Below are 26,482 nucleotides of genomic sequence, written 5' to 3' on the forward strand. Positions count from 1 at the left end.
TCAAGTGATATTGGTGAAAGGCAATCGTTATTTTACCCAGCCAGGAGCTGTGGCAATAAAGTAAGGGTTTAAAATGTCAGGTTTTTGATTATAAGTTAATGGTTCACCTGAGTCATAACAGACAACTGTGCCGCCTGCACTTTCGAGCACAGCTTGCGCCGCCGCAGTATCCCATTCGCTGGTTGGGCCAAGTCTGGGGTACAGATCGGCATTGCCTTCAGCCAACATACAAAACTTAAGCGAGCTACCCACGCTTAAGATGTCATGCTCACCAAACTGTTGTAAATATTGCGCTAAGCCTGGGCTCAAGTGCGAGCGACTGCCGACAATCATCGGCATTTCGCGTGGCGTGTTGGCGCCCAATAAGGGACTCTCTTGACCCGCTTGTTGGCGCCACGCACCTAAATGTTTAGCGCCGTAATAATACGTATCGAGCACAGGCGCATATACTACACCTGCGATAGCAACCCCTTGATGGATAAGCGCAATATTGACGGTAAACTCGCCATTGCGTTTAATAAATTCCTTAGTGCCATCTAAAGGATCAATCAACCAATAGGTTTGCCATTGACGACGCACGTCCCACGCGATATCCGCCGCTTCCTCAGACATAATAGGAATACCGACAAACTGCTTTGCCAATGCCGCCACTATCACGTGGTGCGCGGCTAAATCGGCGGCCGTCACAGGGCTATCGTCCCCCTTATGGCTCACCAAAAAGTCATCTTGACCATAAACCGTCATGATGGCATCGCCCGCCGCTTTGGCAATCGCGACCACTTGCTGTAGATCTTGTTTGGTCAATGTCTGCGCTATTGTCGTCTTGTCTGTCACTGAAACTTCCTTAATGCATTAAATATCTTGGCATTATGCCATTGTCATCCAAGGGGAATTTAGAACAAATTCATCATACATCAAGCAAAATAGACTAAGACTCGCGGCTTAAACCGCGGCGCGCAAAACCACAGATAAACAAAGTAATTACGATACTAAGGCAAGCCATTGGCGCTGAGAAGAGGCTTAAGTCCAGCTGCATTCGTATTCACAGCCTATGTTTTCATATTGATAGTCTACATTTGTCGCTTAAATCTGATTATTGGTGGGCTTATTGTTTTCGAAAGCGTTAATCACTACGATGACGTAAACGCTTAAATCGTGATTAAAGCTGCCTAAACCCAAATGTGAGTCACGCTAATTATCGTCATGATAGCGTCGCAACATGCAATTCAGTTGCTGACGCCAATCTTGCCATACGACGTTATCAGGCATAGGCAGTGCGGTATTGACAGCCAAAGCGGACTGTACTTTGGCACTATTCAACACGCTATAACTCGGTCTTTTTGCCAAACTCACGCCGCGATTTAATGCTTGTTTAGCATAGTGAGCGCTGGTAATCGGCTGGATAACCACAGGTTGACTTAACAGATTGAGCGCTAGGGCTTGTCGCTGGATTTCACAGGCAAATTCATACCAACTGCATTGGCCTTGGGCGCTGTAATGAAATACGCCCGAGCACTGTTGCATGACTAATTGCCAAATCACCTTAGCGAGTGCATCACTCCACGTCGGACAGCCGATTTGATCGACTATCACCTCCAAGCTTGGTTGAGTGCGCATCAAGTTCAGCATGGTTTGGACAAAATTATGCCCATCTTGACCGTAGAGCCATGAGGTACGCACAATCGTTGCATCCTCGCCCAGAACCGCCAATACCTTCTGCTCGCCGAGCAACTTACTCGTACCGTAAGCAGACAACGGCTCGGGAGCATCAATTTCAACAAATGGCCTTGGTAAATGATTTGAAGCTGAGTCTGGATTTTGATACTGCTCAGCGCCAGTTTCTCTAACATCACAAACAGCATGACCACCAAACACATAATCGCTCGACACATGCAGTAGGCGCGCCCCCGACAGCCAACATTGCTGCGCCAATAACTCAGGGCCGAGTGCATTCACGCCATTCGCTTCGATTGCATCATGCTCAGCAGCATCCACTGCATTATAGGCCGCACAATTTATCACCCAGCTTGGTCGATATTGAGTAAACACGGCAGCAATATTGGCGGCATCGGTAATGTCTAACTGACTACGACTTAGCGCATAAAGCTTAAGTGGTACGACTGAGTTTGTACTTGTACTTGTACTTGTACTTGTACTTGTACTTGTGCTGGTATTTGGGGCTAGCTCACCAATATCGGCAGCGACTCTCAGCAAGGCTTGAGCGAGCTGACTCTTCGCACCAGTGATTAACACCACTTGAGGAGTGTTAGCGTCTGTGGCACTCGCCGCCCCGCATTGAAGTGGCGTCACTTTAGTTGCCACTATTTTCATCACTAATCAACAGCATGGCTCATCGTCACTGAATAAGGGGATCAAATCAGCAACGGTTTCATGGCCACGGGCGGCTAAAAAGGCTAAGAGTGCTGAAGGACTACGATTGAGTAATCGTGATGGCGGATAAGCCACTTCATCGATAATCGCTTGCGCCCGCGCAAAACCGCCTAAGCTAAAAGCCACATGGGAATCAGAGCCCATAACTAAAATCGTGCCAAATTCCTTGGCCGCTTTGGCAATCGCAGTGCAATTGGCTTCGCTGCCCTTACGGGACACTTCAAAGGAGGAATTGTTAATTTCGAGCGCCACACCGTATTCAGCAGCGGCGCGGGCAACGGCTTCAATATCAATTGGATAGGCGGGGTTTCCCGGATGAGTAATGATATCAACCTTGCCGCTCTTAATCGCATTAATCATGGCCTCTGTGTGAGTCGCTTTATCTGACGGAGGATAGACGGGCTCATGAAATCCTGCGAGCACAATATCGAGCTGCTTTAAATAATCACCAAAGAAATCAATCTCGCCGTCGATATTTTTGATATTGGCTTCGATACCCCGCAAAATCCCGACGCCATCAACCATACGTGGCAAAACTCTTAAATTCACAAAGTGCCAAAAATGCGGTGCATCGGCCATCGCAGGCCCATGATCTGTGGTGGCAAATAGGCGAATCCCCTTCTGCTTTGCCACCGCTAAGTAGTCATGAATCGTGCTATAAGCATGGCTCGAAGCCACAGTATGGGTATGAGTGTCGACTTGGTACTGCATGGTTCACCTCAGTCAAATGATTCAATCAATTTAGAAAAACTGGCCACGATTTAGCTAAAGAGCGATAACAGTTCATCGGCGCTTCCTTGCCATGTGCCCTTGCCTTTACCTTCGAGAATACTGTCCGCCAGACTTTGCTTATGCTGCTGCATTTCTTGGATTTTCTCTTCTACTGTACCTTCTGCAATCAGCTTATAGACAAACACAGGCTTATCTTGGCCGATACGATGGGCTCTATCCGTAGCCTGTTTTTCCGCCGCCGGATTCCACCAGGGATCATAGTGGATCACAGTATCCGCCGCGGTGAGATTGAGCCCAGTGCCGCCCGCTTTTAAGCTAATTAAGAACACAGGCGTGTCGCCCTCTTGGAACTTATCTATCTGCGCTTGGCGCAGGCGAGTTTGTCCTGTGAGCTTACTGTAATCGAGCCCCAAGTCCACCAGCTCAGCTTCAATCAAGCTGAGCATGCTAGTGAACTGGCTGAAAATCAATATCTTACGCCCCTCTTGCACCATTTCTGGTAAGTTCTGTTTCAGCCAATCTAACTTAGCATTATTCTTCACTTTCTGCGCTTGCTCTAACTTCACCAAACGCGGATCACAGCAGGCTTGGCGTAGCTTAAGTAAGGCATCGAGAAACTCAATATGACTGCTACCAACGCCTTGAGTGGCAAATAAATCCCGCAGTTTTTTCTCCATCACCAGTCGAATACTCTCGTAGAGATTTCGCTGATCTTTTTCTAACTCTAAGCTCTGGGAGATTTCGGTTTTAGGGGGTAATTCACCGACCACTTCATCTTTGGTTCGGCGCAGCACAAAAGGCGCAATCCGTTGACTCAAGATTTGCGCTTGCTCCATATCGCCATAACGTTCAATTTTGTGCCTAAAGGATTTGTTAAAAAAAACATTCGTGCCGAGTAGTCCGGGCAAACAAAAATCCATCAAAGACTTAAGTTCACCCAAATGATTTTCAAGCGGCGTACCCGACAGGCACAATCTAAACGGCGCTTTAAGATCTTTAATCACTTGAGTCACTTTCGCCTGCGCATTTTTTATCTGCTGTGCTTCATCGAGCACGATATGTTCAAACACCTGCCGTTGATAATAGTCACTGTCGCGCACGATCAGCGGATAGGTCGTCACCACAATATCAAACTCATTTAAGCGTTCGAGCAAAGGCTTACGCAAGGCGCCATGAATGACGACAAGCTTTAACGATGGCGCAAATTTCGCGGCTTCTTTCGCCCAATTGCCCACCAAGCTCGTTGGGCAAATAATTAAACTCGGTGAACAACTTGCCACCGTGGATTTTAGTTCTTGCTGCTTAAGTAAAAAAGCCAAGGTTTGAATGGTTTTACCCAGCCCCATATCATCGGCCAAAATACCGCCAAGCTGATATTCCTTTAAGAAACAGAGCCAATTCAACCCTTGCTGTTGATACTGACGTAACTCAGCATTTAAGTTGTCTGGGACTGCGACCTCTAACACACCGTTAAAATTTTCGAGCTTAGTCGCTAAACTGCGCACTCGTTCACCATTAAGCAGACGAATATCACTGTCGGCAAAATCATTTAATAGGTGGGCACGGTATTTAGGCAAAGACACGCTATTGCCTTTGTGGCTATCGAATAGTTCTAAAATAATGCTGATCAGCGGCTTAATCACGCTGGCTTTGACTTTTAACCAATCACCATTTGGGCTGGGTAACAGCAGTTCTGCATCATCGGCGGGCTCACCGTACTGCTTAAGCCAAGTGGCAATTAAGGGCAGCATAGGCACTATTTGACCATCGATGTCAGCATTCAGTGACAGAGAAAACCAACCCTCTTGCGTATCATCCAGCTCAATCGCCAGCGGAGTCTCAATGACATTTAAGCTGAAATTGTCGGCAAAATGCACTTGGTAACCTAAAGCCTCTAGCGCCGGGATTTCCTGTTGAATAAAGTGCAACCAAGCATCAATCGTTTCAGGCAGTGAACCTAACCCCCAAATACTGATATAGCTGCCACTGTTAGGGATAAAAGAAGGCGCCAGCTCCACCAGTTCCAATGCCATCAAACGATTAATCGCATCCATTTCCGCATCAAGTTGACGCGCGATTTGATAGGTTTTGCCTTGATGGGTGACTAAAGACAAGGGCTCGTCGGGATACTGACCGCCGAGCACCACATCTTGATAGATAAACTCCAGCAGCACTAATGGCTGCGCCATAGCAAACTCAGGTAAATCCTGCGATGTTAAGGTCAACCTAACTTGAAGCGGCACTTGCAGCTCGACAAAATCAATCAAAGCCGGCGTAGGTACCATTTTCACCGAAAAATGCTTAATCAGTTTGTGGCTCACCAGTTCAATCTGTGAGCTAGGCACTGGCGGCATCTGACTGAGTAATAACAGCTTTTCAACACTGATCTCTGTGTCCAATGCGCCAACTTTAAAATAATCTAAATCGATATAAGTCGGTGGCTCACAGGGGATCAGCTCCCAATTGTCCTTATTGGGCAGCCTTAACTGCATTTGTTTATGCTCGGCATCCTTATCTAGCCAAATGAATTCGGGCTTGCTCGCTTCACCTCGGGTGAGCGGTAAACGGCTCTCCTCCCAAAAACACCGACCAGTGACGAGCATTTTTTCCAGTGCCATGGCACCTAACTGAGCTTTAAGATACAGACGAGAGGCACCGTGGCGACGAGTTGACATGATGAGATTGATGATGAGCACGTCTTCAGCGCCAATCCAAGCGGGCATGTAATATTGCACGTCGGATAAAGCGATTTTCGAGCCTTTGTTATAGCCACCATTCTTCGCCAACTTGCCTTTTCTTAGCTCAAGAAACACACCGTTATCATCTTTAGATAACACGTACAGCACGCGATCGTCGTAGAGTAAATCAACATTTGAAACCGTGAGATCATCACTTTCGTCTAGCAGATGTAACCACTGAGCAATACGTTGATCTTCAACGGTTCTATCACTCAGTAAACTGTAAAGTACGGCAGCAATATGTTTGCAATGCCCAGTGGCGGGACATGAACAGAAGCCATTCATGATCAACTTATGGTTCATGCTGACAAGGCGAATATCCTGCCGATAGGGCTGGGATTCCGTCCCCATGACACGACCTTCAATATGACGAAAATCGGCGTTCGCTTTGGCGCTCAACACCCGTCCTTTCATCACATAATCACGGGCGCGCATTAAGGTTGGCGGCGTGAATAATGACTCAATCGTGGTTCGAGTCAATTGGATAGGATCTTGGGGGGACAAGCGATTCATGTAAAAACCTTGAAACTAAAAATATCAACTCCGAGCAATAGTAAGCCATTGCCGCGCGACATTTATCAATAAGTTGTGTGGGATTGTATTGAAAGCCTTGGCCGAAAGCCAGAATGATAGCCACGATAGACAGCCCCACCATGCCCGCAGGATAAAATAACAAACTTATCCGCAGACATGGAACTGGCCTTACTTAGATATAAGCAATTGATAAACAATGCTTTACTATTAATAGCCAAGCATTAACTGTTACCGCCAAACGCTAAATTTTCGCTTTAGCGTCAGTGGCTTTAGCCTCAGCCTTTTTTGTATCAGCACTTTTTTTATCAGCAATGTAGCGATCGACTAATGTTTCTAAGATATCCAAAGGAACTGCACCATTCTTCAGAACTACATCGTGGAAATCCCTGAGATCGAACTTATCACCTAAGGCCAACTTGGCTTTTTCGCGCAGTTCGAGAATTTTCATCATGCCGACTTTATAAGCCGTCGCTTGACCTGGCATAACGATATAACGCTCAATCTCTGCCGTGACATCACGATCGGACATGCCAGTATTTTTCTTCATATAGTCAATCGCTTGCTCGCGAGTCCAACGGCTATGATGAATACCTGTATCTACCACTAGACGCACAGCGCGGAACAACTCTGCCTGCAGACGACCAATATTATCAAAGGGATCCTTTTGAAAACCGAGCTCCCACGCCAAACGTTCGCTATATAAAGCCCAACCTTCAATGTACGCCGTAAAAGGCGCCATCTTACGAATAAGTGGCATACCTTCTAACTCCATCGCCACCGCAATTTGGAAATGATGCCCAGGGATCCCCTCGTGGTAGGCTAAAGTGCGCATACCGTATTTAGGCGTGGCCTTGATATCATATAAATTGGCATAGAAACGCCCTGGACGACTACCGTCAATCGCGGGCTGCTGATAATAGGCACCCGGTGCTGTTTTCTCTTTAAATTCAGGAATACGCACCACTTCCATGCCCGCTTCGGGTCGAATACGAAAGGCATCACCGAGTCCCGCATTCACTTCATCAAGAATCGCTTGATAATCAACGAGGATTTGCGCCCTACCCGCATCGCTATCCTCGTAGTAAAACTTAGGATCGGCGGCTAATGCTTCAATCGCGACCGAGAAACCTTGGCTTATATCGTAACCTTCAGCGGCTAAAATAGTCATGATTTCATTTTGAATGCGATCTACCTCTGCGAGCCCTTTGGCATGGATTTCATCCGCAGTGTAATTAGTGGTCGTAAAGAACTTCAGCAGTTGCTCATAGGCAAGGGAGCCATTAGGCAGCGCCCAATAACCATCATCCGTCCCAGCTTTGGCTTGTAGCTGGGTAAAATAATCAATAAATAATTGATACGCTGGATGCACGTAACCTTTAATGTCCGCTTCCGCCGCTGCCAATAACCGTGCTTGCTCATCGGCACTGATATCCGTGTCAGCCAATTTAGTTTTGAAGGAATTGTAGAGAATATTGTCTTGCACTGGCGTCGCGACAAAATCATTCATCTCGGTGAGCACCCGCTCAATCACGAACTTAGGCGGAATAATCCCCTTAGCCTCACGAATTTTTAAACCTTCGAGAGTTTGCGCAAACTTAAGTTTCACCTTTTGTAAACGCGACAGATAATTTTCTGCATCGCCCACAGAATGCACTTGGTGCTGCGCCTGCATAAAGCTTGGATACCCGTTTTGCACGCCAAATAACTGATTCAGCGGATAGTTATGGTAACGATACGGCTCAGAGACCAATGCGAAATCGGCAAGATATAGGGCAATATCCTTGGAGATACGTTGATTTTCATCTAAATCCGCATCGGAATAGCTCAATAGGGTTTCACGCAGATCTCGCACTTGCGCGAAAGTCTTATCCATCGCCTCTGGACTATCGTCATCCAACTCGGCGTTATGGCCTGTAATCCCTACCGATTCTAAGAAACCCAATGAGGTTAAGGTCTCAGGGCTTTCGAAAGCCATCTTGACCACACTGCGGTCTAGAAATGCGCGAAAGAAAAACGGCTTTTTCGCAAACCATTCATGGGCGGCCAGCGCCACTAATAACAGCACTAAGACTAAGCTGCCGAGTCCAATCCGTTTTAGTACTGTTTTCAACGTCATTCTCCATTCTTATTATATTCAATCTAAAGTTATCGCCCTGAATCCATAGCTCAAGCACGTTTTTATTGGATGACGAGAATACCATTAACCACAAATAAGCAACAATTCAATAACGTAACGAATCATGACAGAATCCTTACCTAAGCATACAAGCCGCATTTAAACCTAATGGAACGGATTGAAAGGTTAATCGCAAGTCAGTCGTGGCAAACATAAAAAAACTTTTACACTAGATAACAATCAAACATAAAACCTATTGCTTTGAATATTAAGAGTTATATCTAATTCCGCACTCAATAAGTCGCAAAAAAGCAGTTTCAATATGAGAAGTATTTAAAAATAAAACTATACAAACCCCTAGAGTATGTTAATCTGCACTCCGGCCTGTGATTCAGACCTATTTATAAGCAATATTATGTATTTGAAAACCTTCGCTACGCCTGTAATATTTTTTTTGCTGTCATGAAGCTTTCCACTCATAACTTATCATCAATGTAAATAATTCTATTTCTGGCTAACATACCGCATAATTGCGAATTATTTGTTTGAAAATTTTGGAGACATTCATGTCTAAAACTACTGGTGTAGTTAAATGGTTTAACGAAGATAAAGGTTTTGGTTTTATTTCTCCTGACAATGGTGGCGCTGACGCATTCGTTCATTTCCGCGCAATCGTTTCAGAAGGCTTTAAAACTCTTGCTGAAGGTCAAAAGGTTTCTTTTGACATCGAACAAGGCCAAAAAGGTCCTCAAGCTGCGAACGTAGTTATTCTGTAATTAGACTTTGTCTAATTTAAGTTAACAAGTTCCAGACAAAAATGCCGACACTATGTCGGCATTTTTATATCTGCATTTTCATCCATCTCAAAAGAGTGAACCTCAGGCCTTTAGCCATGTAGGAGCTTAGCCTCAGCTTTCTCAAGTCGTCGTGGTTTACCCACTATCAGTAAGATATCCCCTGCACGAAAAACCCAGTCCTGCTCAGGATGTTCCACTTCAGCGCCATTGCGACGAATCGCCCTTAACTCTACTTTCAATGTTTCCCACAGGATATCGGCAACGGTTTTACCAATCGCATCAGCCCCACGCGGTAATGCCACCGCATGCAATGACTCTAAAGTAAAATCAGTTTCTGTACCGGAAAAGAAGCCGTGTAAAAATTGATAATGATTGCGCCGCTCAGATTCTAGCCGTTTTAGGATCCGTGCCAATGGCACACCACATTGGTGTAGTACCTGCGATACTAACATCAAGCTCCCCTCTAAAGACTCTGGGATCACTTGATTAGCTCCCGCCTTTTTAAGCAAGTCTAGATCACTGTCGTCTTTGGTTCTAACTAAAATTTTAGCCTCTGGTGCCAATAACTTACATAAAGGTAAGACTTCTTCTAAACTACGTGACTCACAAAAAGTGATAACGATCATCTTGGCCTGTTTAACGCCCATTTGTTTTAAAATTGCCCGTTTACACACATCACCGAAATAAATAGGTTCGCCCGCACGACGCGCTTCAGTGACGCGCGTTGGATCGAGATCCAATACCAGATAAGGTACAGCTTCAGTTTTTAAAAAACGGGCAATGGTTTGTCCTACTCGGCCGTAACCAAAAATCATCACCAGCTCATGATCATCCATCATCAATGGCACAGCTTCATCCACATGCTTTGCCTGACGGATCCCCAGCGCCCACTTAGCAATATCCACACTATGACGAACTAACCAAGGAGCTATTGCCATGGAAAGCACGGCGACCATGACTAATATGGTACTGATCTCATTATTTAAAAGTTGATAGTTGACCGCTAAAGCCAATACCACAAAACTGAACTCCCCCACTTGAGCTAAGCTCATAGCCGTACTCATCGCAATTCGAAAAGGCTCACCTACTAATCTTAAAATGCCATGAATGATCAGCGCCTTACCTAGCACAACAGCCACTAAGATCAGCAGTATCTGCCACCAGAAACGTATCACTAAGGTAAAGTCCAGCATCATGCCAATGGAGATGAAAAACAGCCCCATCAATAGATCACGAAACGGTCGTATATCCGCCTCAAGTTGGCGGCGATACTGGCTTTCTCCCAGCAGCATACCCGCCATAAATGCCCCCAGCGCCATAGATAATCCTAGCCACTGAGTAAAAGCCCCTGTGACAAGCGCAACGACTAAGGTCGATAATACAAACAGCTCATTGGAGCGAGAACGCGCAACCTCATCAAATATCCGCGGCAACGCCCACTTACCAAACGCCATTAAGAGGAAAAAGGCCAATATGCCTTTGAGCAAGGCAAAGGCGATATCCGCGACCATCAAAGGTTCGCCGCCATTGGCCAGTAATGGCAATAGGATCAACAACGGCACAACCGCTAAATCTTGGAACAAAAGCACGCTGACGGAGAGTTCGCCGTGGCGGCGCCTCAGCCATCCTTGCTCATTGAGTAATTTAAGGACAATAGCAGTAGATGACAACGCGATGGCAGCACCGATAACCAAGGCTTCAACCCAATTCAAGCCGCACAATAGGGCCACGCCCATGGTCAACAGGGTCGTGATCACCATCTGTGCACTGCCTAAGCCAAATACAGTGCGGCGCATGGCCCACAGCCGCGGCACAGAGAACTCTAAGCCTAAAGTAAACATCAGCAGCACTACGCCAAGCTCGGCGACAGATTGCATTTGATGCTGGGTAAACCAGTGAAAACCACTCGGGCCACTCACGACCCCTGTGAGTAAATAAGCCAGAATTGCGGGTAGGCCCAAACGGCGCAGCACAGCAATGGCCACAATGGCAATCACGAGCATAAGTAATACTTGGATTAAAAAGCTATGTTCCATTGGGCGCTATGACTCCTGTCAAAATGCTGACGTGTCAAAAAATCTAACTCTCAGTTTTAAGCTTAACTGAATGACTAACAAAGACAAATTTTATTAACAAATATTGCGGCACGGTATTTGCTTAGACTAGGTTAGAGATGTATCGCACTAACATTTGCTGGAGTGATGATTATGGACTTTGGCCTAGCGACCGAGCTGTATCCCGACGAATATCGCTATCAAACAGAACATTACAGTCCCAATGATAATACATTGGACTTAATACAAGTGATCCAACAACTGCACGCCAGTTTAGATCCTAGGACAGTCTTTGCCTGCTATGGCAAAGTGCTGGGACAACACTTGCCGATCCAAGGCGTGCGCTTAACCTATGGTGAGCACAAATTCAGCTGGGGCAAACGTTATGGTATCAGCGTCAAACGACAGCTCATGTGTGCAGGAATGCCATTAACGATTCAGTACCAACTGGTGACGCCATTTACGCCATCACAAACCTCAAACTTACAGGATATTGAACCGCTGTTATTGCAACCTTTATTAAATGCGTTGCAATATCAAGAAATGTCGATGCAAGCTATGTTTGACTCGCTCACTGGCTTAGGCAATCGCCATTATTACAGTCAGAGTCTCAGTAATGCGACCGCAAGAGCCCATCGAAAACAAGGAGCAGTCGCTCTCATAGTGCTCGATCTTGATAACTTTAAACAACTTAATGATAAATTCGGCCATAAATGTGGTGACTATATTCTGAAGGAATTTGGTGACATCATTCGTGCAACCATACGCAACACAGATCAAGCCTTCCGGATTGGTGGTGATGAATTCGTCATTATTGTCCAAGGCAATATTCATGCGGCTGGCTTGTTATGTGAACGGATTGTCTCGGTAATCAATCAGCACAGTAGTTTCAATCAATTTGGGGTGAGCTGTAGTTTAGGGGCGGCAGAATCACACGATACCATTGAAGCCGAACAACTTTATGAACTTGCCGATAAGGCGCTTTATCAAGCCAAAGCCGCCGGACGTAACTGCTATAAACTCAGCCAAAATCAATTGGTTTAACACGCGCAGGGATGCCAAATGAAATGCGATAACTCACTCGCAGCGCGTACCCCATAAAGGTCTAAATCAAACTGACGCGCTGCGTTCCACTCTCCTCTCGCTTTCCTAGAACACACCAATATTCCAAGATTGACTCTCGACTAGAATTCCTTTGCTTCCTCAACAAACACCTGTAAACCAAGTCCATTCGACTCAACAATAAAGCCCTTTTCAACCCACAGTCCAATTGCCATCACCAGTTGCTTGCCATAAAACACAAACCCCACCTTTTCGCGTACCCAAGGCGGAATGGCAAACTCTTGCCACAGTTTCTTTAATTCTCGCCCCTTACCCCGAGAATGCGGGTGGCAGCGAAATTGCCCCGCAAGTTGATAACGCACACTAATGACTTCATCAGGCCAAGGTAAACGGACTCTGGGACCTTGTTTTGTCACTATCAGCCTAATCTGCTCACCATTCGCTAAGCCCGCAGGCGACACGACTAATTCGGTACTATTTCCCTGTAATAAAGAAATAAAGTCATGCTGTGGCAAGGTCCAACTCACAGGCTGAGTGTGACGTTTGTGAGTTTGATTCTTGAATAAATAGACTTGATTAGCAAAGCGACGGATTTCACACTCACCCACTCGAATATGCACTTTAGCATCGTCTTTCGCGTTAAGAAGCTGAGTGATGATTTGCTTAAGCTGCACCTTTGAGGGCAAAGCAAAACCTTGGGATTCAATAAAACCCCGCAAGAGTAACGCTTGCCAGTCGGCTGACTGTTCGGCAAAACTATCGAGCTTGAATACACTTTGAGTATGGTAAGGCGCTTGGGTTAACCATAAAGGTAAACGTTCACTCACCTGTAAATCCAGCGTCGCCTGTTGCTCGGCGCACAATGCCGCACTTCGACTCGCAGTTGTCGCAATACTCGGCCAACGCGCTTTTAAGCGGGGAATGATTTCTAAGCGTAAAAAATTTCGATCGTACTTATCGTCTTGATTACTTTCATCTTCAATATGCACTAAGCCCTGCTGTTTTGCGTAGGCTTCAATCTGCTCACGGCTGATATCCAATAACGGCCGCAATTGTTTGCCTTGTGCTAATGCTTGTACTTGCCCCATGGCCGCCAGCCCTTTCGGGCCTTGACCACGTTTGAGCGCCAGCAGAATAGTTTCGAGCTGATCGTCTTCATGGTGAGCTGTCAATAACACATCATTTTCGCTTAAATGCCGTTCAATCGCTTGATAACGGACTTTTCGAGCTTCGGCTTCAAGGCTCAATCTTGGTCCACGATTAACCGCGACTCGCTCAACCGTCACGGGCAGGTCGTAATACTGGCCCCGCTCAAGGCAATGCTGTGCCCAAGCCTCAGCGTTATCGCTTAGGCCATGGTGTACATACACTAGCTGATAATTAAACTCCGGATGTTGCCGTGCAAACTGGCTTAAACCAAAGGCCAAGACTTCGGAATCAACCCCACCACTGTAAGCCAGTACTAACTTGCTGTCAGGCGCTAAGGATTGCGCAGCCAAAAAATCACAGATATGCGCGCTGAGATCGCCAGCAGTCAATGCTTCGTCAAACTTAGCCGACATAAGTTAACTTCATCTGTTTACACCTAAGACATTCACCAACATTAGAATAAAATTCTCACCTTGTTTGGCCCGAGGAGCGATTCGAGCGAGAGCATCAAGTCATCGGTCGGATTCACTCGCCAAGCATCGGCTAACCTAAACTGACCTTTGGCTTGAGCTTGAGTGTAATTGATCACCACAGGCACAGCGCCGTTACGCCACGGGCTTAGGGCTTGCTCGAAAGTGTCTAACGCCGATGGCGTTAACTCGCTGCCATCCATATCAATTTCCAGCGCTTTGGCAAAGTGGCTGCGCGCCTCACTGATATCTATAATGTTACGCGCCGTCATACGGTTGCCGCCGGCAAAATCATCGTAACTCACCTCACCTTCACAAATGAGGATGCGGTCTTTCTCCAGCAGATGATTAAACTTTTCAAAGGCTTCGGTAAACAACATGATTTCGAGACGTGCGCTCTTATCATCGAGCGTCAACAGACCCATTTTCGAGCCGCGTTTGGTCAGCATCACTCGCGTTGCCACCACTAAACCCGCAGCCTTAGCGGTTTTACCGCGTTCGGTGGGATGCACATCTTTCAAACGACCGGACGTGTAATGCTTAAGCTCTTTTAAATATTGATTGATCGGATGACCGGTCAAATACAAGCCTAGGGTTTCGCGCTCGCCTTCGAGCCAAATTTTATCTGGCCATGGGGTACATTCGACAAACTGCTGCTTACTGTCTTCGGGTTCACTGTTGAGCAAACCAAACATATCGTGTTGGCCAATCGCCTCGGCTTTGGCATGTTGATCGGCAGCGCGAATCGCTTCGGGCAAGGTTGCCATCATAGACGCACGATGCGGCCCTAGAGTATCGAGTGCACCCGCGCAGATCAGCTTTTCAATCACGCGCTTGTTGAGTTTTTTCAAATCGATACGGGCACAGAAATCGAATAAATCCACGAAAGGGCCATCTTTTCGCGCCTCTAAAATCGATTCAACTGGACCTTCACCCACGCCTTTAATGGCGCCAATGCCATAAACAATGCGCAAATCATCATCGACGGTAAATTTGAACAAGCCTTTGTTCACATCCGGAGGAATGAGCGGTAGTCCCATACGCTCGCATTCATCGACCAAGGTCACAATTTTATCTGTGTTGTCCATATCGGCCGACATTACCGCCGCCATAAACTGCGAAGGATAATGGGTTTTCAGCCATAAGGTCTGATAAGACACAAGCGCATAGGCGGCTGAGTGAGATTTGTTAAAACCGTAGCCGGCGAACTTTTCCACTAAGTCGAAGATCTTCATCGACAAGTCGCCGTCGACGCCGTTATTGATTGCGCCCTCTTTAAAGATACTGCGCTGCTTGGCCATCTCTTCGGGCTTTTTCTTACCCATAGCACGGCGCAACATGTCGGCGCCGCCAAGGGTGTAACCCGACAACACCTGTGCAATCTGCATCACTTGCTCTTGATACAGAATAATGCCGTAGGTCGGTGATAGCAGTTCTTTTAGTGATTCATGCTGGTACTGAGAATCGGGGTACGAGACTTCTTCGCGCCCATGCTTACGCTCGATAAAGTTATCTACCATGCCCGATTGCAAAGGCCCAGGGCGGAACAATGCCACCAGTGCGATCATGTCTTCAAAACAGTCGGGCTGCAGACGTTTAATCAAATCCTTCATACCGCGGGATTCCAACTGGAATACCGCCGTGGTTTCATATTTTTGCAACAAGCGGAAAGATGCCGCATCCGTTAACGGAATCGCTTCGATGCGCACCGGTGGGCGACCGTTTTTAACCTCGACCTTGTTCACCATCTCCAGTGCCCAGTCGATGATTGTCAAAGTACGTAAACCCAAAAAGTCGAATTTAACTAAACCTGCGGTTTCGACGTCGTTTTTATCGAATTGCGTTACTGGGTTTTTACCTTCAGCATCGCAATAGAGTGGCGCAAAATCGGTAATTTTTGTTGGTGCAATCACCACACCACCCGCGTGTTTACCCGCGTTACGCGTCACACCTTCGAGCTTGCGACACATGTCGATCAGATCTTTTACGTCTTCATCGGCATCATAGGATTCTTGCAGGGCTGGCTCGACCTCAAACGCTTTTGCCAGCGTCATCCCAGGTTCTGGTGGAATGAGTTTAGAAATTCGGTCAACGAAGCCATAGGGATGACCCAGCACACGGCCAACGTCTCGAATAACCGCTTTTGCCGCCATAGTTCCGAAGGTGATGATTTGCGATACCGCTTCGCGGCCGTACAATTCGGCCACATGGTCGATCACTTCATCACGTCTATCCATGCAAAAGTCGACGTCAAAGTCGGGCATAGAAACCCGCTCAGGGTTGAGGAATCGCTCGAACAGTAAGTCAAATTCTAATGGGTCTAAGTCGGTAATCTTAAGCGCATAGGCCACGAGTGAACCCGCGCCCGAGCCACGACCAGGCCCTACTGGAATACCGTTATCTTTACCCCATTGGATGAACTCCATCACGATCAAGAAGTAACCGGGGAACCCCATCTGGTTGATCACTTTAAGTTCAATGTCGAGGCGCTCATCGTATTCGCCGCGTTTCTCGGCGCGCACCTCAGGATCAGGGAACAAAAACTCGAGCCGCTCTTCAAGACCCTTCTTCGAACAATCGACCAGAAAGTCTTCAATGGACATATCGCCCGTCGGGAAGTTGGGCAGGAAATATTCGTATAAACGGATCGTTACATTACAGCGTTTAGCGATTTCGACACTGTTCGACAACGCCGCAGGAATGTCGGCGAATAGTTCACACATTTCCTCTTCGCTACGCAAATACTGCTGTTCACTGTATTTTTTAGGTCGACGAGGGTCTGCAAGGGTAAAGCCATCGTGAATTGCCACCCGAATTTCGTGGGCATCAAAATCTTCGGGTTTAAGAAACACCACCTGATTAGTAGCCACCACAGGGATGCCCTTCTCCTGCGCTAAGGCCACAGCCATATGCAGATAACGCTCTTCATCGGGGCGACCTGTGCGGATAAGTTCGAGGAAATAACGGTCAGTGAAATGGGTCTGATAAAAGTCGCATAAAGATTCGACTTGTGTGCCATTGCCCTTGAGCAGAGCCTTACCCAGATCGCCTTCTTTGGCGCCCGATAACAGCAAAATGCCTTCGTTATAAGTGAGTAACCACTCTTGGTCTATCACTACACGGCCGGCCACTTGGCCACGCAAATAGGCTTGACTGATGATTTGGGTCAGATTCTGATAACCGACATTGTTCATCGCAATGATGGTTAAGGCGCATAATTCACCGTCAAATCCAGGCACTTGCATCCAAAAATCGGCACCAATAATCGGCTTGATCCCCGCACCATGGCAACCACTGTAAAACTTCACCAAACCACAAAAGTTATTTTGGTCAGTCAAGGCGACAGCCGCCATTCCCTGCGCTTCCACCTGCGCCAAAATAGGCTTGACCTTGGCCACGCCATCGGTCATAGAGAAGTCACTGTGGACACGAAGATGCACAAAACGAGGATCGGACATAATTAGGATTATCTTTGAATAGCAGGTTAACAATAACTAGAAAGCAGACTAACAAAGTCACGCAGCCAGAGCCAGTGACTTTGCTGGATAACGGGAACTTATACCCAAACAACCTCAAGATACCTATTTCGGCTTGTTTGGGTCAAATGCTAAAAATCAGCGCTTACAGTCCCAGTAATGCCTTGACGGGTTTGAAACTTTTACGATATTGGTCAAATACCCCATGTTCGGCGATGGCCTCAAAATGCGCCTTAGTCGGATAGCCCTTATGCTTAGCAAAACCGTATTGCGGATAAGCAGCATCGAGCACATCCATCTCACGATCCCGCGTCACTTTGGCGATAATCGATGCGGCACTAATACTGGCAATTAAACCATCACCTTTAATGATACTGTGACTGGTAAGTGAGACGCCATTATGGGCAACAAATGCCGGACTGCGATTGCCATCGACTAACACCAACGCAGGCGCAATTTTAAGCCCTGCAACCGCGCGCTGCATTGCCAACATAGTGGCATGCAAGATATTAAGCGTATCGATTTCAACAGGACTTGCGCGGCCCACGTGATAACACAGGGCTTTTTCACAAATCTCATCAAACAAAGCTTCGCGGCGCTTCTCACTGAGTTTCTTGGAATCATTCAGACCACTGATGGGCTTGTTTGGATCTAAAATCACAGCCGCAGTCACTACATCGCCGACTAATGGCCCACGGCCGACTTCATCCACACCAGCAATTAATCCCGTCGAAAAGGCCAGCAAATCGGCGTCGGTTAAACTTTTAAAAGTTGCCACTAGTTAGCCTCCAGTGATTTAGCATGACTTGGTTTAGGCTCAACCAGTGCCATTACCGCTTCAGCGGCTTTTAAGCTCGCATCACGGCGTAACACTTGGTGCAGGGCATCAAACTCAGCTTTGAGCGGCGTAAAATCTCGATTTAACTCGACTGTGACCGCCGCAGCTATTTTCTCTGGCGTGCAATCTTCTTGAATGAGCTCAGGGACGAGATCTTTTCCAGCCAGTAGATTCGGTAAAGAAAAACGCTCGACCTGCATCATGCGCTTAGCAATCCAATAGGTCATAGGGCTAACACGATAAGCCACCACCATTGGACGCTTGACCAACATGGCTTCTAACGTCGCGGTGCCAGATGCTAATAAAATGCCATCGGCAGCCGCCATGACTTCGCGCGACTGACCTTCGACCATATGAATTTCGAGATCCGGTGCAAAATCCTTCAGCGCTTGCTCAAATTGCTCACGGCGTTTTTGATTGACCAGTGGCGTCACAAAACGTATATCAGGGAAGTTCTGTTTAATCAGTAAAGCCGCCTTTACGAAAGGCTCGGCCAATTGCTTTAACTCGCCACCACGGGATCCCGGTAGAATCGCTAAATATTCTGCATCGGCATCGAGTTCAAGTAACTGGCGCGCCGCCGCTTTATCGCTTCGCAACGGAATATCATCCGCTAAGGTATGACCCACAAAGGTACAAGGTACTTGATGCTTGTCATAAAAAGCTTTCTCAAATGGCAATAGCGACAACACCATATGGGTCGCCTTCGCGATTTTGAATATACGTTTTGGGCGCCATGCCCACACGGATGGGCTCACATAATGGACGGTTTTAATACCGCGCGCTTTGAGTTTAAGCTCGAGGCCTATATTAAAATCCGGTGCATCTATGCCAATAAAACAATCGGGCTTAAGCGCGGTGATCTCTCTAATCAAGGATGACCGCACTTTTAATAAGCGAGGTAGACGGGATAACACTTCAACGATTCCCATCACTGCGAGTTCTTCCATCGCAAACAGGGATTTGAAGCCTAGGGCTTCCATGCGGGGTCCACCGATACCGACAAAGCGCGCATCGGGATGGGTCTTTTGCAGCGCAGCCATTAAACCTGCACCTAAAATATCGCCTGAGAGTTCTCCGGCAACCATGGCAAACACTAATGGAGTTTTATTGCTCATAAACCAATCACGTCTCATGAATTAATGGCATTGGATGAAGAGGTAAACCGCACCTAAAATGCATCGTTCCAAGCCTACACTTATGTTAAGTTAATGATTCAATTAATGACTAAGCACATTTATGGTCGAATGCATTGATGAATAAACGCATTTTTAACGACTACGTCTACCACAAAAAAGGCTTAAACCAATAATACAAAAGGGCATAAAAATGCCCTTTTGTTGTCATGTGGTCATCAAGTTAGCGAATAATGCCGCGACTCGATGACTTTACAAACTCAAGCAGTAATTTGACTCGCTCATCGTTCTGCGCATCTTCAGCTAATGCTTCAATCGCTTCTTCTACCGTTAAACTGCTACGGTATAAGGTTTTATAAGCACGACGCACGGCTAACTGGCTTTCTTTAGAAAAACCGCGACGCTTCATACCTTCGCTGTTTAAGCCACGAGGCACTGTCGGTTGACCCGCTGCCATCACAAAGGGAGGCACATCCTGCAGTACTAAAGAACAACCAGCAGTAAATGCATGGGCACCAATATGCACAAACTGATGCACACCTGTCATACCGCCTAAAATCGCCCAGTCACCGACGTGCACGTGACCTGCAATAGATGCGTTATTCGCCATGATGACATTATCGCCGACCACACAGTCATGGGCGATATGCACATAGTTCATCAACAGGTTATTCGACCCAATACGGGTTTCACTGTTATCTTGAACTGTACCGCGGTGAATGGTCACATTTTCACGGATCACATTATTGTCACCAATGATCAGTCGTGTCGGCTCGCCAGCGTACTTTTTGTCTTGGCATTCTTCACCAACGGAGGCGAATTGAAAAATACGATTCCCTTTGCCGATAATCGTTGGGCCTTTGACCACCACATGGGAACTCAACCAACAATCATCACCAATTTCGACGCCCGCACCGATATAGGTCCAAGGGCCAATAGTGACGTTATTGCCAATTTTTGCATCGGGATGCACAAACGCTAATGTATCTATCACTGACTAATCTCTCTGCGGGCACACATGATTTCAGCGGAACAAACCACTTCACCATCCACTTTGGCCTCACCGTAGAAAACGCCAATCCCGCGGCGCTCTTTAATCATTTTGACATCAAAATGAATTTGATCTCCTGGCTCAACCACACGTCTAAAACGCGCATTATCGATACCAGCAAAGTAATACAACACACCTGGTGGTGGTACATCACTACTCATCGTTTTAAAGGCTAACAGGCCAGTTGCCTGTGCCATCGCTTCTAAAATAAGCACACCTGGCATCACAGGTTGTATCGGGAAATGTCCCTGAAAAAATGGCTCATTTATTGAAACGTTTTTGATCGCCTGCAGACTAACACCAGGAGTGTAATCAAGCACACGATCGATCAATAGGAATGGATATCTATGGGGTAGATATTTAAGTATTTCTTTAATATCCATAGTGTTCATTTGATTAGACACGAACCGAGTTCCTCAAATTGCCTTGGGGCAATTAATCTGGTGTTTTTAAATTTTTTTCCAACGTTTTAACACGCTGGAACAGTTCATCTAACTGACGGAAACGAACTGTATTTTTACGCCAAAGTTTATTGTCCATTGCCACGGTGGCAGAAGAGTATAAGCCAGGCTCACGCATATTAGTGGTGATATTGGTAGCACCAGACACATGCACACCATCGGCTATGCTCAAATGACCTGCGATGGCACAGCTACCACCAATAATACAATATTTACCAATAGTGACACTGCCAGCAACAGTAGTACTGCCTGCAATAGCAGTATTTTCGCCGATTATATCGTTATGGGCAATTTGCACTTGGTTATCAATAATCACACCGTCGTGGATCTCTGTATGGCCTAATGCCCCACGATCTACCGTTGAATTAGCACCAATCTCAACCCGATCGCCAATACGCACGCCACCTGTCTGCGGAATTTTAATCCACTGACCACGTTCGTTAGCATAACCAAAACCATCTGAGCCTAATACGGCACCCGAATGGATAATACAATCCTGCCCTAAATGCACATCGTGATAGACGGTGACATTAGCCCACAAACGTGTTTTTGAGCCAATAACCACATCTTGTCCCAGCACAACACCGGCACCAATCTGCACATTTTCACCTAAAATGACGTTCGCACCAATCACAGCATTCGCGCCAATAGCGACACCTTCCCCTAAATGGGCTGAAGGATCAATTTGAGCCGAAGGATGGATGCCCACCGCCGCTTTGGGTGTCGTGTCCAAATACTGAGCAACACGGGCAAAACCGACATATGGATCTTTTACAATTAACGCAGTACCTTGATAATCCTGCGCATCTTTAGCTGACAATAACACCGCACTCGCTTGAGTTGCCTCAAGCTGAGAGCGGTATTTACTGTTGGCTAAAAAAGAGATCTGACCCGCCTTGGCATTTTCTAAGGTCGCCACACTATTAATAATTAGCGTTTCGTCGCCTTGGATATCACCGTCTAATAACAGGCATAGCTCTTTTAAAGTCACACTATTCATCTATTACTTGCCTTTGCTTAAGGCTTCAACCACTTTGCCACTGATGTCAGCGTTAGGCTTAACATAAATGACAGCACCACGTTGTAATACCAAATCATATTGGTCTTTTTCAGCGATAGTGTTGATGGCTTTTTGCACTTTAACTAACAGTTTATTTTGCTCTTCACCTTGGCGACGACGTAGGTCTTCATCCAATGCTTTGCCTTTTAACTGATATTCAGATTTTAGCGATTCCATTTTACGAACCAGCTCAGTTTTTTGTGCATCGTTCATTAACGCACCGTCACGTTGCTGCTTCTCCATCAGAGAACGCATTTCTTCTTGCATTTTTTGGACATCAGCTACGCGATCACCAAACTCTTTCTTCAGAGATTGGGAGATCTGTTCACGTTGTGGGAGCTGTTCAAACACAGCGCCCATATCCACTACGGCAATTTTCTCAGCATGTGCCACTAACGGCGCGCCTAACAAAACTAACGTCATCAGCGCGCAATTTACCATCTTGTTCAAAATAAACTCCTTGTTACCTTGTTATTGTCAGCAAAACTTGCCGAGTGTATGCCTTTTAAAAAGTTTTGCCAATATTGAAAGAGAAGATCTCCGTTTGGTCACCTTCATATTCTTTAAGCGGCCACGCCAAGCTGAACACCATAGGTCCCATAGGTGATAACCATTGCACACTCAAGCCCCAAGAGGCGCGCAGGCGAGCTGGATCACTATAGTCTTGTAACTTAGCAAACTCGTCCGCCGGAAGTGTTTGATATGACTCGTAATCAAACTCAGTATCCCAGACGTTACCCGCATCGACGAAGAAGCTAGTACGAACTGAGTTAGTGTAAGCCTCATCCAAAAATGGGGTTGGTACAATCAACTCCATACTTGCCGTTGCAAGGGCATTACCACCGATAGAGCGGCCAGAACTGACTTGGATACTATTAGGATCGCCAGGCAAGCTACAGCCATCGCCCGATGGATCCGGTGCACACGGTTCACTACCTCGATAGAGATAGAATGAACGAGGGCCTACAGAGTTAGACTTAAAGCCACGTAGCGAGCTACTACCACCTGAGTAATAGTTTTCCCAGAAAGGCAGAATTTGGTCATTATCATTAAATTGACCATAACCGTTACCATAACCTAATCGACCACGGGCCAAGAGCACAACGCTCTGACTGCGGTTAACAGGGAAATAGTAGTTAGTGTCAAAGTCTGTCTTAAAATACTGTAAATCAGACCCTGGCGAAGTCATTTTGCCGTTCAGACGCTGAGAAGAGCCGTCTGTTGGGAAAGTGCCACGGTTCAAGGTGCTACGATACCAGCCCAGGCTGAGTTCGAAGTTATCGAAACTTAAGTCCGCGTTTGGATCGTCATCACGATAGATGTTATAGAAACGCAGTGCCTGCTCATAAGCTGAGATCTCAGAGATCGTGTTGTGACGATAGCCAATACCACCATTGATACGGTTGTATTCGTTAATCGGGAAACCCGAGTTAAGTGCCACACCATACGAACTGTTTTTATAGCGTTCTAAGTTAGCTTCATTGGCGTCAAACTCACTCCAATAAACGCTCCCGCCTAAACTCACACCGTCTTTTGTCCAGTACGGATCGGTATAGGATAAGTTAACGTTTTTAGAGTACTTGTTGGTGCTCAAGCTAATACCCGCTTGATTACCTGTACCTAAGAAGTTGTTTTGTTGTACACCAAACTGCAAGCTCAGGCCTGATTCAGTACCATAACCGACACCCGCGTTAAATGAGCCCGATGGCTGCTCTTTCACTTTAACCGCAACATCAACTAAGTCATCGGTACCCGGCACTTGAATGGTTTCAGTGTCAACGGTTTCGAAGAAGCCCAAACGGTTAAGACGCGCTTTAGATTGCTCAACTTGCGCTGAGTTTAACCAAGCGCCTTCCATCTGACGCAGCTCACGGCGCATCACTTCATCTTTAGTCACTGTGTTACCAGTGAAGTTAATCGCCCGTACGTAAACACGTTTACCCGGTTTAACATTGATGTTTAAGGTGACTTCTTTAGTCTTATCATCAATTTCAGGGTAGGTTTTCACTTCAGGGTAAGCATAACCGAAGCGGCCTAAATACTTGCTGTACATTTCTTCGGTGAAAGTCACATCACCGCCGTTGTACATATCACCCGCTTTGATTGGCAGAATTGATTTCATCAACTCTTCACGACCCATCAAATCACCCGTCAGGTTTACTTCTTTAACTTTATATTTCTCACCTTCGTCTACGTTGATGGTGATATATAAACCTTTACGGTCAGGCGTCATAGCCACTTGAGTCGAAGTGACTTCGAAGCGGATATAACCTTTATTGTGGTAATAGGTTTTGATGGTCTCGAGATCGGCCTGCAGCTTTTGCTTCTGATAACGGCGTTCGCCGAACAGATCCCACCAAGCCACATAATCTTTAAGTTCCAACATGCCGATCAGTTCAGCATCGGTGAACTCTTTGTTACCGACCACGTTAATTTGGCGGATTTCGGCCGCTAAACCTTCGGTAAACTTAAATTTCAGCTCAACCCGATTACGGGGTAAGTTAATCACTTGGGCTTCCACTTTCGCGCCGTATTTACCCACGCCGTAGTAGAAATCCTGCAGACCCTTTTCAATACCGGTCAACATAGTGCGATCGAGCGACTCACCGACTTTAACGCCAGAACCGTCCAGACTTTCCTGTAACTGTTCGTCTTTAATGTCTTTGTTGCCATCGAATGTCACCGCACTGATAGTTGGACGCTCAGTGACTTTCACCACTAATACGCCGCCATCTCGGCTCACGGAGACATTTTCAAAGTTAGTCGATGCATACAAGCTTTTAATCGCTTGCTGGATTCTTAACTGGTCAACAGTGTCACCTACTTTTACTGGTAAGCTTAACAAGGCAGCACCGAGTGCAACTCGTTGCAAACCTTCAACTTGGATGTCGGTCACTTCAAACGGTTGGAATGTATCAGCCAACACAGTCCCTGAAAACGACGCACCGACGAATAACATCGAGGCAAAAAGTTTATTCAATCTCATAGAGCACTTCTAATTATTAGTCTGTCCTTGCTCAGAGTCGGGCAAAATCATTGAAAAGCGCAACGCTCATCAACATCAGCAGTATTGCTGCCCCAAATCTGAATCCTATTTCCTGCACCTTTTCAGGTACAGGTTTACCAGTTATTACTTCAATAAAGTAATACAGCAGGTGTCCCCCATCGAGCACAGGTAAAGGCAGCAAGTTAATGATGCCTAAATTGACGCTGATGAGCGCGAGGAACCCGAGAAAATAGACCAAGCCATAGTTTGCACTACTGCCCGCACCCTGTGCGATCGAAATGGGTCCACTCAGGTTTTTCACCGACACATCGCCGGTAAATAATTTGCCAATCATCTTAAAGCTCACAGCAACAAGTTGCCATGTTTTATCCGCTGCGATGCCGAAAGAATCGATTGGTCCATATTCAAGTTGTAAACGCATATTGTCTGGCCATTGTGCTTGGGTTGGGCTCACCCCGAGCATACCTATCTCTTGGCCATCGGCATTTTTACTGCTTAAGGGTGTCACTGCCACATTAAACTGTTCGCCATTGCGACGCACAGTTAAACTCACAGGCACATTGGCAGAATGTTGAATAATGTCAACAAAAGCCTGCCAATCGGTATAATTTTTACCATTTATAGCAACTAAGGTGTCACCGACTTTTAGCTCACTATTCGCAGCGGCACTGTCAGGACTAATCGCAGCAATGGTGGGGACGATTTCGGGACGATAAATCCCTAACCCTAATGCCGTAATCGGGGATTCTTTTTCAGGGTCAAAACGCCAATTACGCGTATCTAAGGTGTAAGACCGCGCACTAGAATCCAAACCTTGCAAACCATTCAATGGCGTTAGCGATACACTCAGACTTTCATCACCTATATGGCCGACTAAAGCTAAATTCACTTCTTCCCAGTTACGCACAGCCTGACCGGAAATGGCCGTTATTTGCATTGGCTCTGTGATTTGAATTTGCGCAGCAGCAGTTCCGGGTATCGTCGAGGTGATCACAGGCTTAAGTGATGGCACACCAATCAAATACATAAAATACAGAGCAACGATGGCAAAAATAAAGTTAGCAATTGGACCTGCGGCCACAATCGCAATACGTTGCCATACGGTTTTACGATTGAACGCTTGATCTTTTAATTCATCGGGAACGTCTTCAACACGCTCATCGAGCATTTTGACATAGCCGCCAAGGGGGATCATGGCTAACACATATTCAGTGCCGTCTTTACCAACACGGCGCCAAATAGCCTTACCAAAACCAATGGAGAAACGTTCGACTTTCACGCCACAACGTCGCGCGATATAGAAATGGCCGTATTCGTGGGCAGTAATTAACAGACCCAGTGCAACGATGAAAGAACCTAAGTTCCATAAAAAATCTAACATCCCACTCCTTACGTTATAAATTTAATCAC

The 26,482-nt window shown here is 46.4% G+C and carries 18 protein-coding genes; 2 read left to right on the forward strand and 16 right to left on the reverse strand.

Annotated features, from left to right (window positions below):
• Positions 1 to 27 precede the first annotated feature (27 nt).
• The 5 genes from cysQ to KO537_RS08160 form a co-directional block, all read right to left on the reverse strand.
• On the reverse strand, positions 28 to 834 hold the full coding sequence (gene cysQ, locus KO537_RS08140; RefSeq protein WP_219234221.1) for a 3'(2'),5'-bisphosphate nucleotidase CysQ: 807 nt from the start codon (positions 832 to 834) through the stop codon (positions 28 to 30).
• Positions 835 to 1,191: 357 nt separating this feature from the next.
• Positions 1,192 to 2,331, reverse strand: a complete 1,140-nt coding sequence (gene rfbD, locus KO537_RS08145) for a dTDP-4-dehydrorhamnose reductase (protein ID WP_219234222.1) — start codon at positions 2,329 to 2,331, stop codon at positions 1,192 to 1,194.
• A 6-nt stretch (positions 2,332 to 2,337) separates the two neighbouring features.
• Complete coding sequence (locus tag KO537_RS08150; RefSeq protein ID WP_028760589.1) at positions 2,338 to 3,102, reverse strand: phosphatase; 765 nt, start codon at positions 3,100 to 3,102, stop codon at positions 2,338 to 2,340.
• A gap of 50 nt (positions 3,103 to 3,152) precedes the next feature.
• The gene (locus KO537_RS08155; RefSeq protein ID WP_219234223.1) at positions 3,153 to 6,374 is read right to left on the reverse strand and encodes a DEAD/DEAH box helicase; all 3,222 of its coding nucleotides are present in this window, start codon (positions 6,372 to 6,374) and stop codon (positions 3,153 to 3,155) included.
• A 262-nt stretch (positions 6,375 to 6,636) separates the two neighbouring features.
• Positions 6,637 to 8,511 carry a DUF885 domain-containing protein gene (locus KO537_RS08160; RefSeq protein ID WP_251071059.1) on the reverse strand — a complete coding sequence of 625 codons (1,875 nt, stop codon included), beginning with the start codon at positions 8,509 to 8,511 and terminating at the stop codon, positions 6,637 to 6,639.
• A gap of 566 nt (positions 8,512 to 9,077) precedes the next feature.
• Here KO537_RS08160 and KO537_RS08165 point away from each other — a divergent pair.
• Positions 9,078 to 9,287: a cold-shock protein gene (locus tag KO537_RS08165; RefSeq protein WP_006080998.1), complete on the forward strand. Its 210-nt coding sequence runs from the start codon at positions 9,078 to 9,080 to the stop codon at positions 9,285 to 9,287.
• Between the two features lie 110 nt (positions 9,288 to 9,397).
• Here KO537_RS08165 and KO537_RS08170 read toward each other — a convergent pair whose 3' ends face one another.
• Positions 9,398 to 11,344, reverse strand: coding sequence for a monovalent cation:proton antiporter family protein (locus KO537_RS08170; protein ID WP_173245826.1), 1,947 nt, complete (start codon positions 11,342 to 11,344; stop codon positions 9,398 to 9,400).
• A gap of 171 nt (positions 11,345 to 11,515) precedes the next feature.
• On the opposite strand from KO537_RS08170, the gene KO537_RS08175 reads away from it, so the two are divergent.
• A complete protein-coding gene (locus KO537_RS08175) occupies positions 11,516 to 12,406 on the forward strand; it encodes a GGDEF domain-containing protein (protein ID WP_173245828.1) in 891 nt (296 codons plus the stop codon).
• Between the two features lie 140 nt (positions 12,407 to 12,546).
• Here KO537_RS08175 and tilS read toward each other — a convergent pair whose 3' ends face one another.
• The 10 genes from tilS to rseP all read right to left on the reverse strand — a co-directional run bounded on the left by tilS (position 12,547) and on the right by rseP (position 26,453).
• Complete coding sequence (tilS, locus tag KO537_RS08180; protein WP_173245831.1) at positions 12,547 to 13,986, reverse strand: tRNA lysidine(34) synthetase TilS; 1,440 nt, start codon at positions 13,984 to 13,986, stop codon at positions 12,547 to 12,549.
• 41 nt (positions 13,987 to 14,027) lie between these two features.
• On the reverse strand, positions 14,028 to 17,501 hold the full coding sequence (gene dnaE / locus KO537_RS08185) for a DNA polymerase III subunit alpha (protein WP_219234224.1): 3,474 nt from the start codon (positions 17,499 to 17,501) through the stop codon (positions 14,028 to 14,030).
• A gap of 163 nt (positions 17,502 to 17,664) precedes the next feature.
• The gene (gene rnhB, locus KO537_RS08190) at positions 17,665 to 18,297 is read right to left on the reverse strand and encodes a ribonuclease HII (RefSeq protein WP_173245837.1); all 633 of its coding nucleotides are present in this window, start codon (positions 18,295 to 18,297) and stop codon (positions 17,665 to 17,667) included.
• On the reverse strand, positions 18,297 to 19,475 hold the full coding sequence (gene lpxB, locus KO537_RS08195; protein WP_168823178.1) for a lipid-A-disaccharide synthase: 1,179 nt from the start codon (positions 19,473 to 19,475) through the stop codon (positions 18,297 to 18,299). The genes rnhB and lpxB overlap by 1 nt, the downstream gene beginning before the upstream one ends.
• Positions 19,476 to 19,716: 241 nt before the next feature.
• Positions 19,717 to 20,487 carry an acyl-ACP--UDP-N-acetylglucosamine O-acyltransferase gene (lpxA, locus tag KO537_RS08200; protein ID WP_219234225.1) on the reverse strand — a complete coding sequence of 257 codons (771 nt, stop codon included), beginning with the start codon at positions 20,485 to 20,487 and terminating at the stop codon, positions 19,717 to 19,719.
• Positions 20,484 to 20,948: a 3-hydroxyacyl-ACP dehydratase FabZ gene (gene fabZ, locus KO537_RS08205; protein ID WP_006080990.1), complete on the reverse strand. Its 465-nt coding sequence runs from the start codon at positions 20,946 to 20,948 to the stop codon at positions 20,484 to 20,486. Before fabZ ends, lpxA begins: the two co-directional genes overlap by 4 nt.
• A gap of 31 nt (positions 20,949 to 20,979) precedes the next feature.
• Positions 20,980 to 22,005: a UDP-3-O-(3-hydroxymyristoyl)glucosamine N-acyltransferase gene (lpxD, locus tag KO537_RS08210; RefSeq protein ID WP_105249717.1), complete on the reverse strand. Its 1,026-nt coding sequence runs from the start codon at positions 22,003 to 22,005 to the stop codon at positions 20,980 to 20,982.
• Between the two features lie 3 nt (positions 22,006 to 22,008).
• Positions 22,009 to 22,506 carry an OmpH family outer membrane protein gene (locus KO537_RS08215; RefSeq protein WP_028760600.1) on the reverse strand — a complete coding sequence of 166 codons (498 nt, stop codon included), beginning with the start codon at positions 22,504 to 22,506 and terminating at the stop codon, positions 22,009 to 22,011.
• Between the two features lie 64 nt (positions 22,507 to 22,570).
• Positions 22,571 to 25,051 (reverse strand): outer membrane protein assembly factor BamA, encoded by a 2,481-nt coding sequence (bamA, locus tag KO537_RS08220; RefSeq protein ID WP_131523800.1) that lies wholly within the window; start codon positions 25,049 to 25,051, stop codon positions 22,571 to 22,573.
• Between the two features lie 31 nt (positions 25,052 to 25,082).
• Positions 25,083 to 26,453 (reverse strand): sigma E protease regulator RseP, encoded by a 1,371-nt coding sequence (gene rseP, locus KO537_RS08225; protein ID WP_173245843.1) that lies wholly within the window; start codon positions 26,451 to 26,453, stop codon positions 25,083 to 25,085.
• Positions 26,454 to 26,482: the final 29 nt, after the last annotated feature.

The sequence above is a fragment of the Shewanella sp. NKUCC01_JLK genome (assembly GCF_019345615.1).
In the GTDB taxonomy this organism is placed as follows: domain Bacteria; phylum Pseudomonadota; class Gammaproteobacteria; order Enterobacterales; family Shewanellaceae; genus Shewanella; species Shewanella oncorhynchi.

Excerpts from the sequence above, each read along its gene's own strand:
- rfbD (WP_219234222.1), bottom strand. The coding sequence starts at position 2,331 with ATGAAAATAGTGGCAACTAAAGTGACGCCACTTCAATGCGGGGCGGCG.
- tilS (WP_173245831.1), bottom strand. The coding sequence starts at position 13,986 with ATGTCGGCTAAGTTTGACGAAGCATTGACTGCTGGCGATCTCAGCGCG.
- KO537_RS08150 (WP_028760589.1), bottom strand. The coding sequence starts at position 3,102 with ATGCAGTACCAAGTCGACACTCATACCCATACTGTGGCTTCGAGCCAT.
- KO537_RS08160 (WP_251071059.1), bottom strand. The coding sequence starts at position 8,511 with ATGACGTTGAAAACAGTACTAAAACGGATTGGACTCGGCAGCTTAGTC.
- bamA (WP_131523800.1), bottom strand. The coding sequence starts at position 25,051 with ATGAGATTGAATAAACTTTTTGCCTCGATGTTATTCGTCGGTGCGTCG.
- rseP (WP_173245843.1), bottom strand. The coding sequence starts at position 26,453 with ATGTTAGATTTTTTATGGAACTTAGGTTCTTTCATCGTTGCACTGGGT.
- KO537_RS08165 (WP_006080998.1), top strand. The coding sequence starts at position 9,078 with ATGTCTAAAACTACTGGTGTAGTTAAATGGTTTAACGAAGATAAAGGT.
- KO537_RS08155 (WP_219234223.1), bottom strand. The coding sequence starts at position 6,374 with ATGAATCGCTTGTCCCCCCAAGATCCTATCCAATTGACTCGAACCACG.
- dnaE (WP_219234224.1), bottom strand. The coding sequence starts at position 17,501 with ATGTCCGATCCTCGTTTTGTGCATCTTCGTGTCCACAGTGACTTCTCT.
- lpxD (WP_105249717.1), bottom strand. The coding sequence starts at position 22,005 with ATGAATAGTGTGACTTTAAAAGAGCTATGCCTGTTATTAGACGGTGAT.
- KO537_RS08175 (WP_173245828.1), top strand. The coding sequence starts at position 11,516 with ATGGACTTTGGCCTAGCGACCGAGCTGTATCCCGACGAATATCGCTAT.
- KO537_RS08170 (WP_173245826.1), bottom strand. The coding sequence starts at position 11,344 with ATGGAACATAGCTTTTTAATCCAAGTATTACTTATGCTCGTGATTGCC.
- KO537_RS08215 (WP_028760600.1), bottom strand. The coding sequence starts at position 22,506 with ATGGTAAATTGCGCGCTGATGACGTTAGTTTTGTTAGGCGCGCCGTTA.
- lpxB (WP_168823178.1), bottom strand. The coding sequence starts at position 19,475 with ATGAGCAATAAAACTCCATTAGTGTTTGCCATGGTTGCCGGAGAACTC.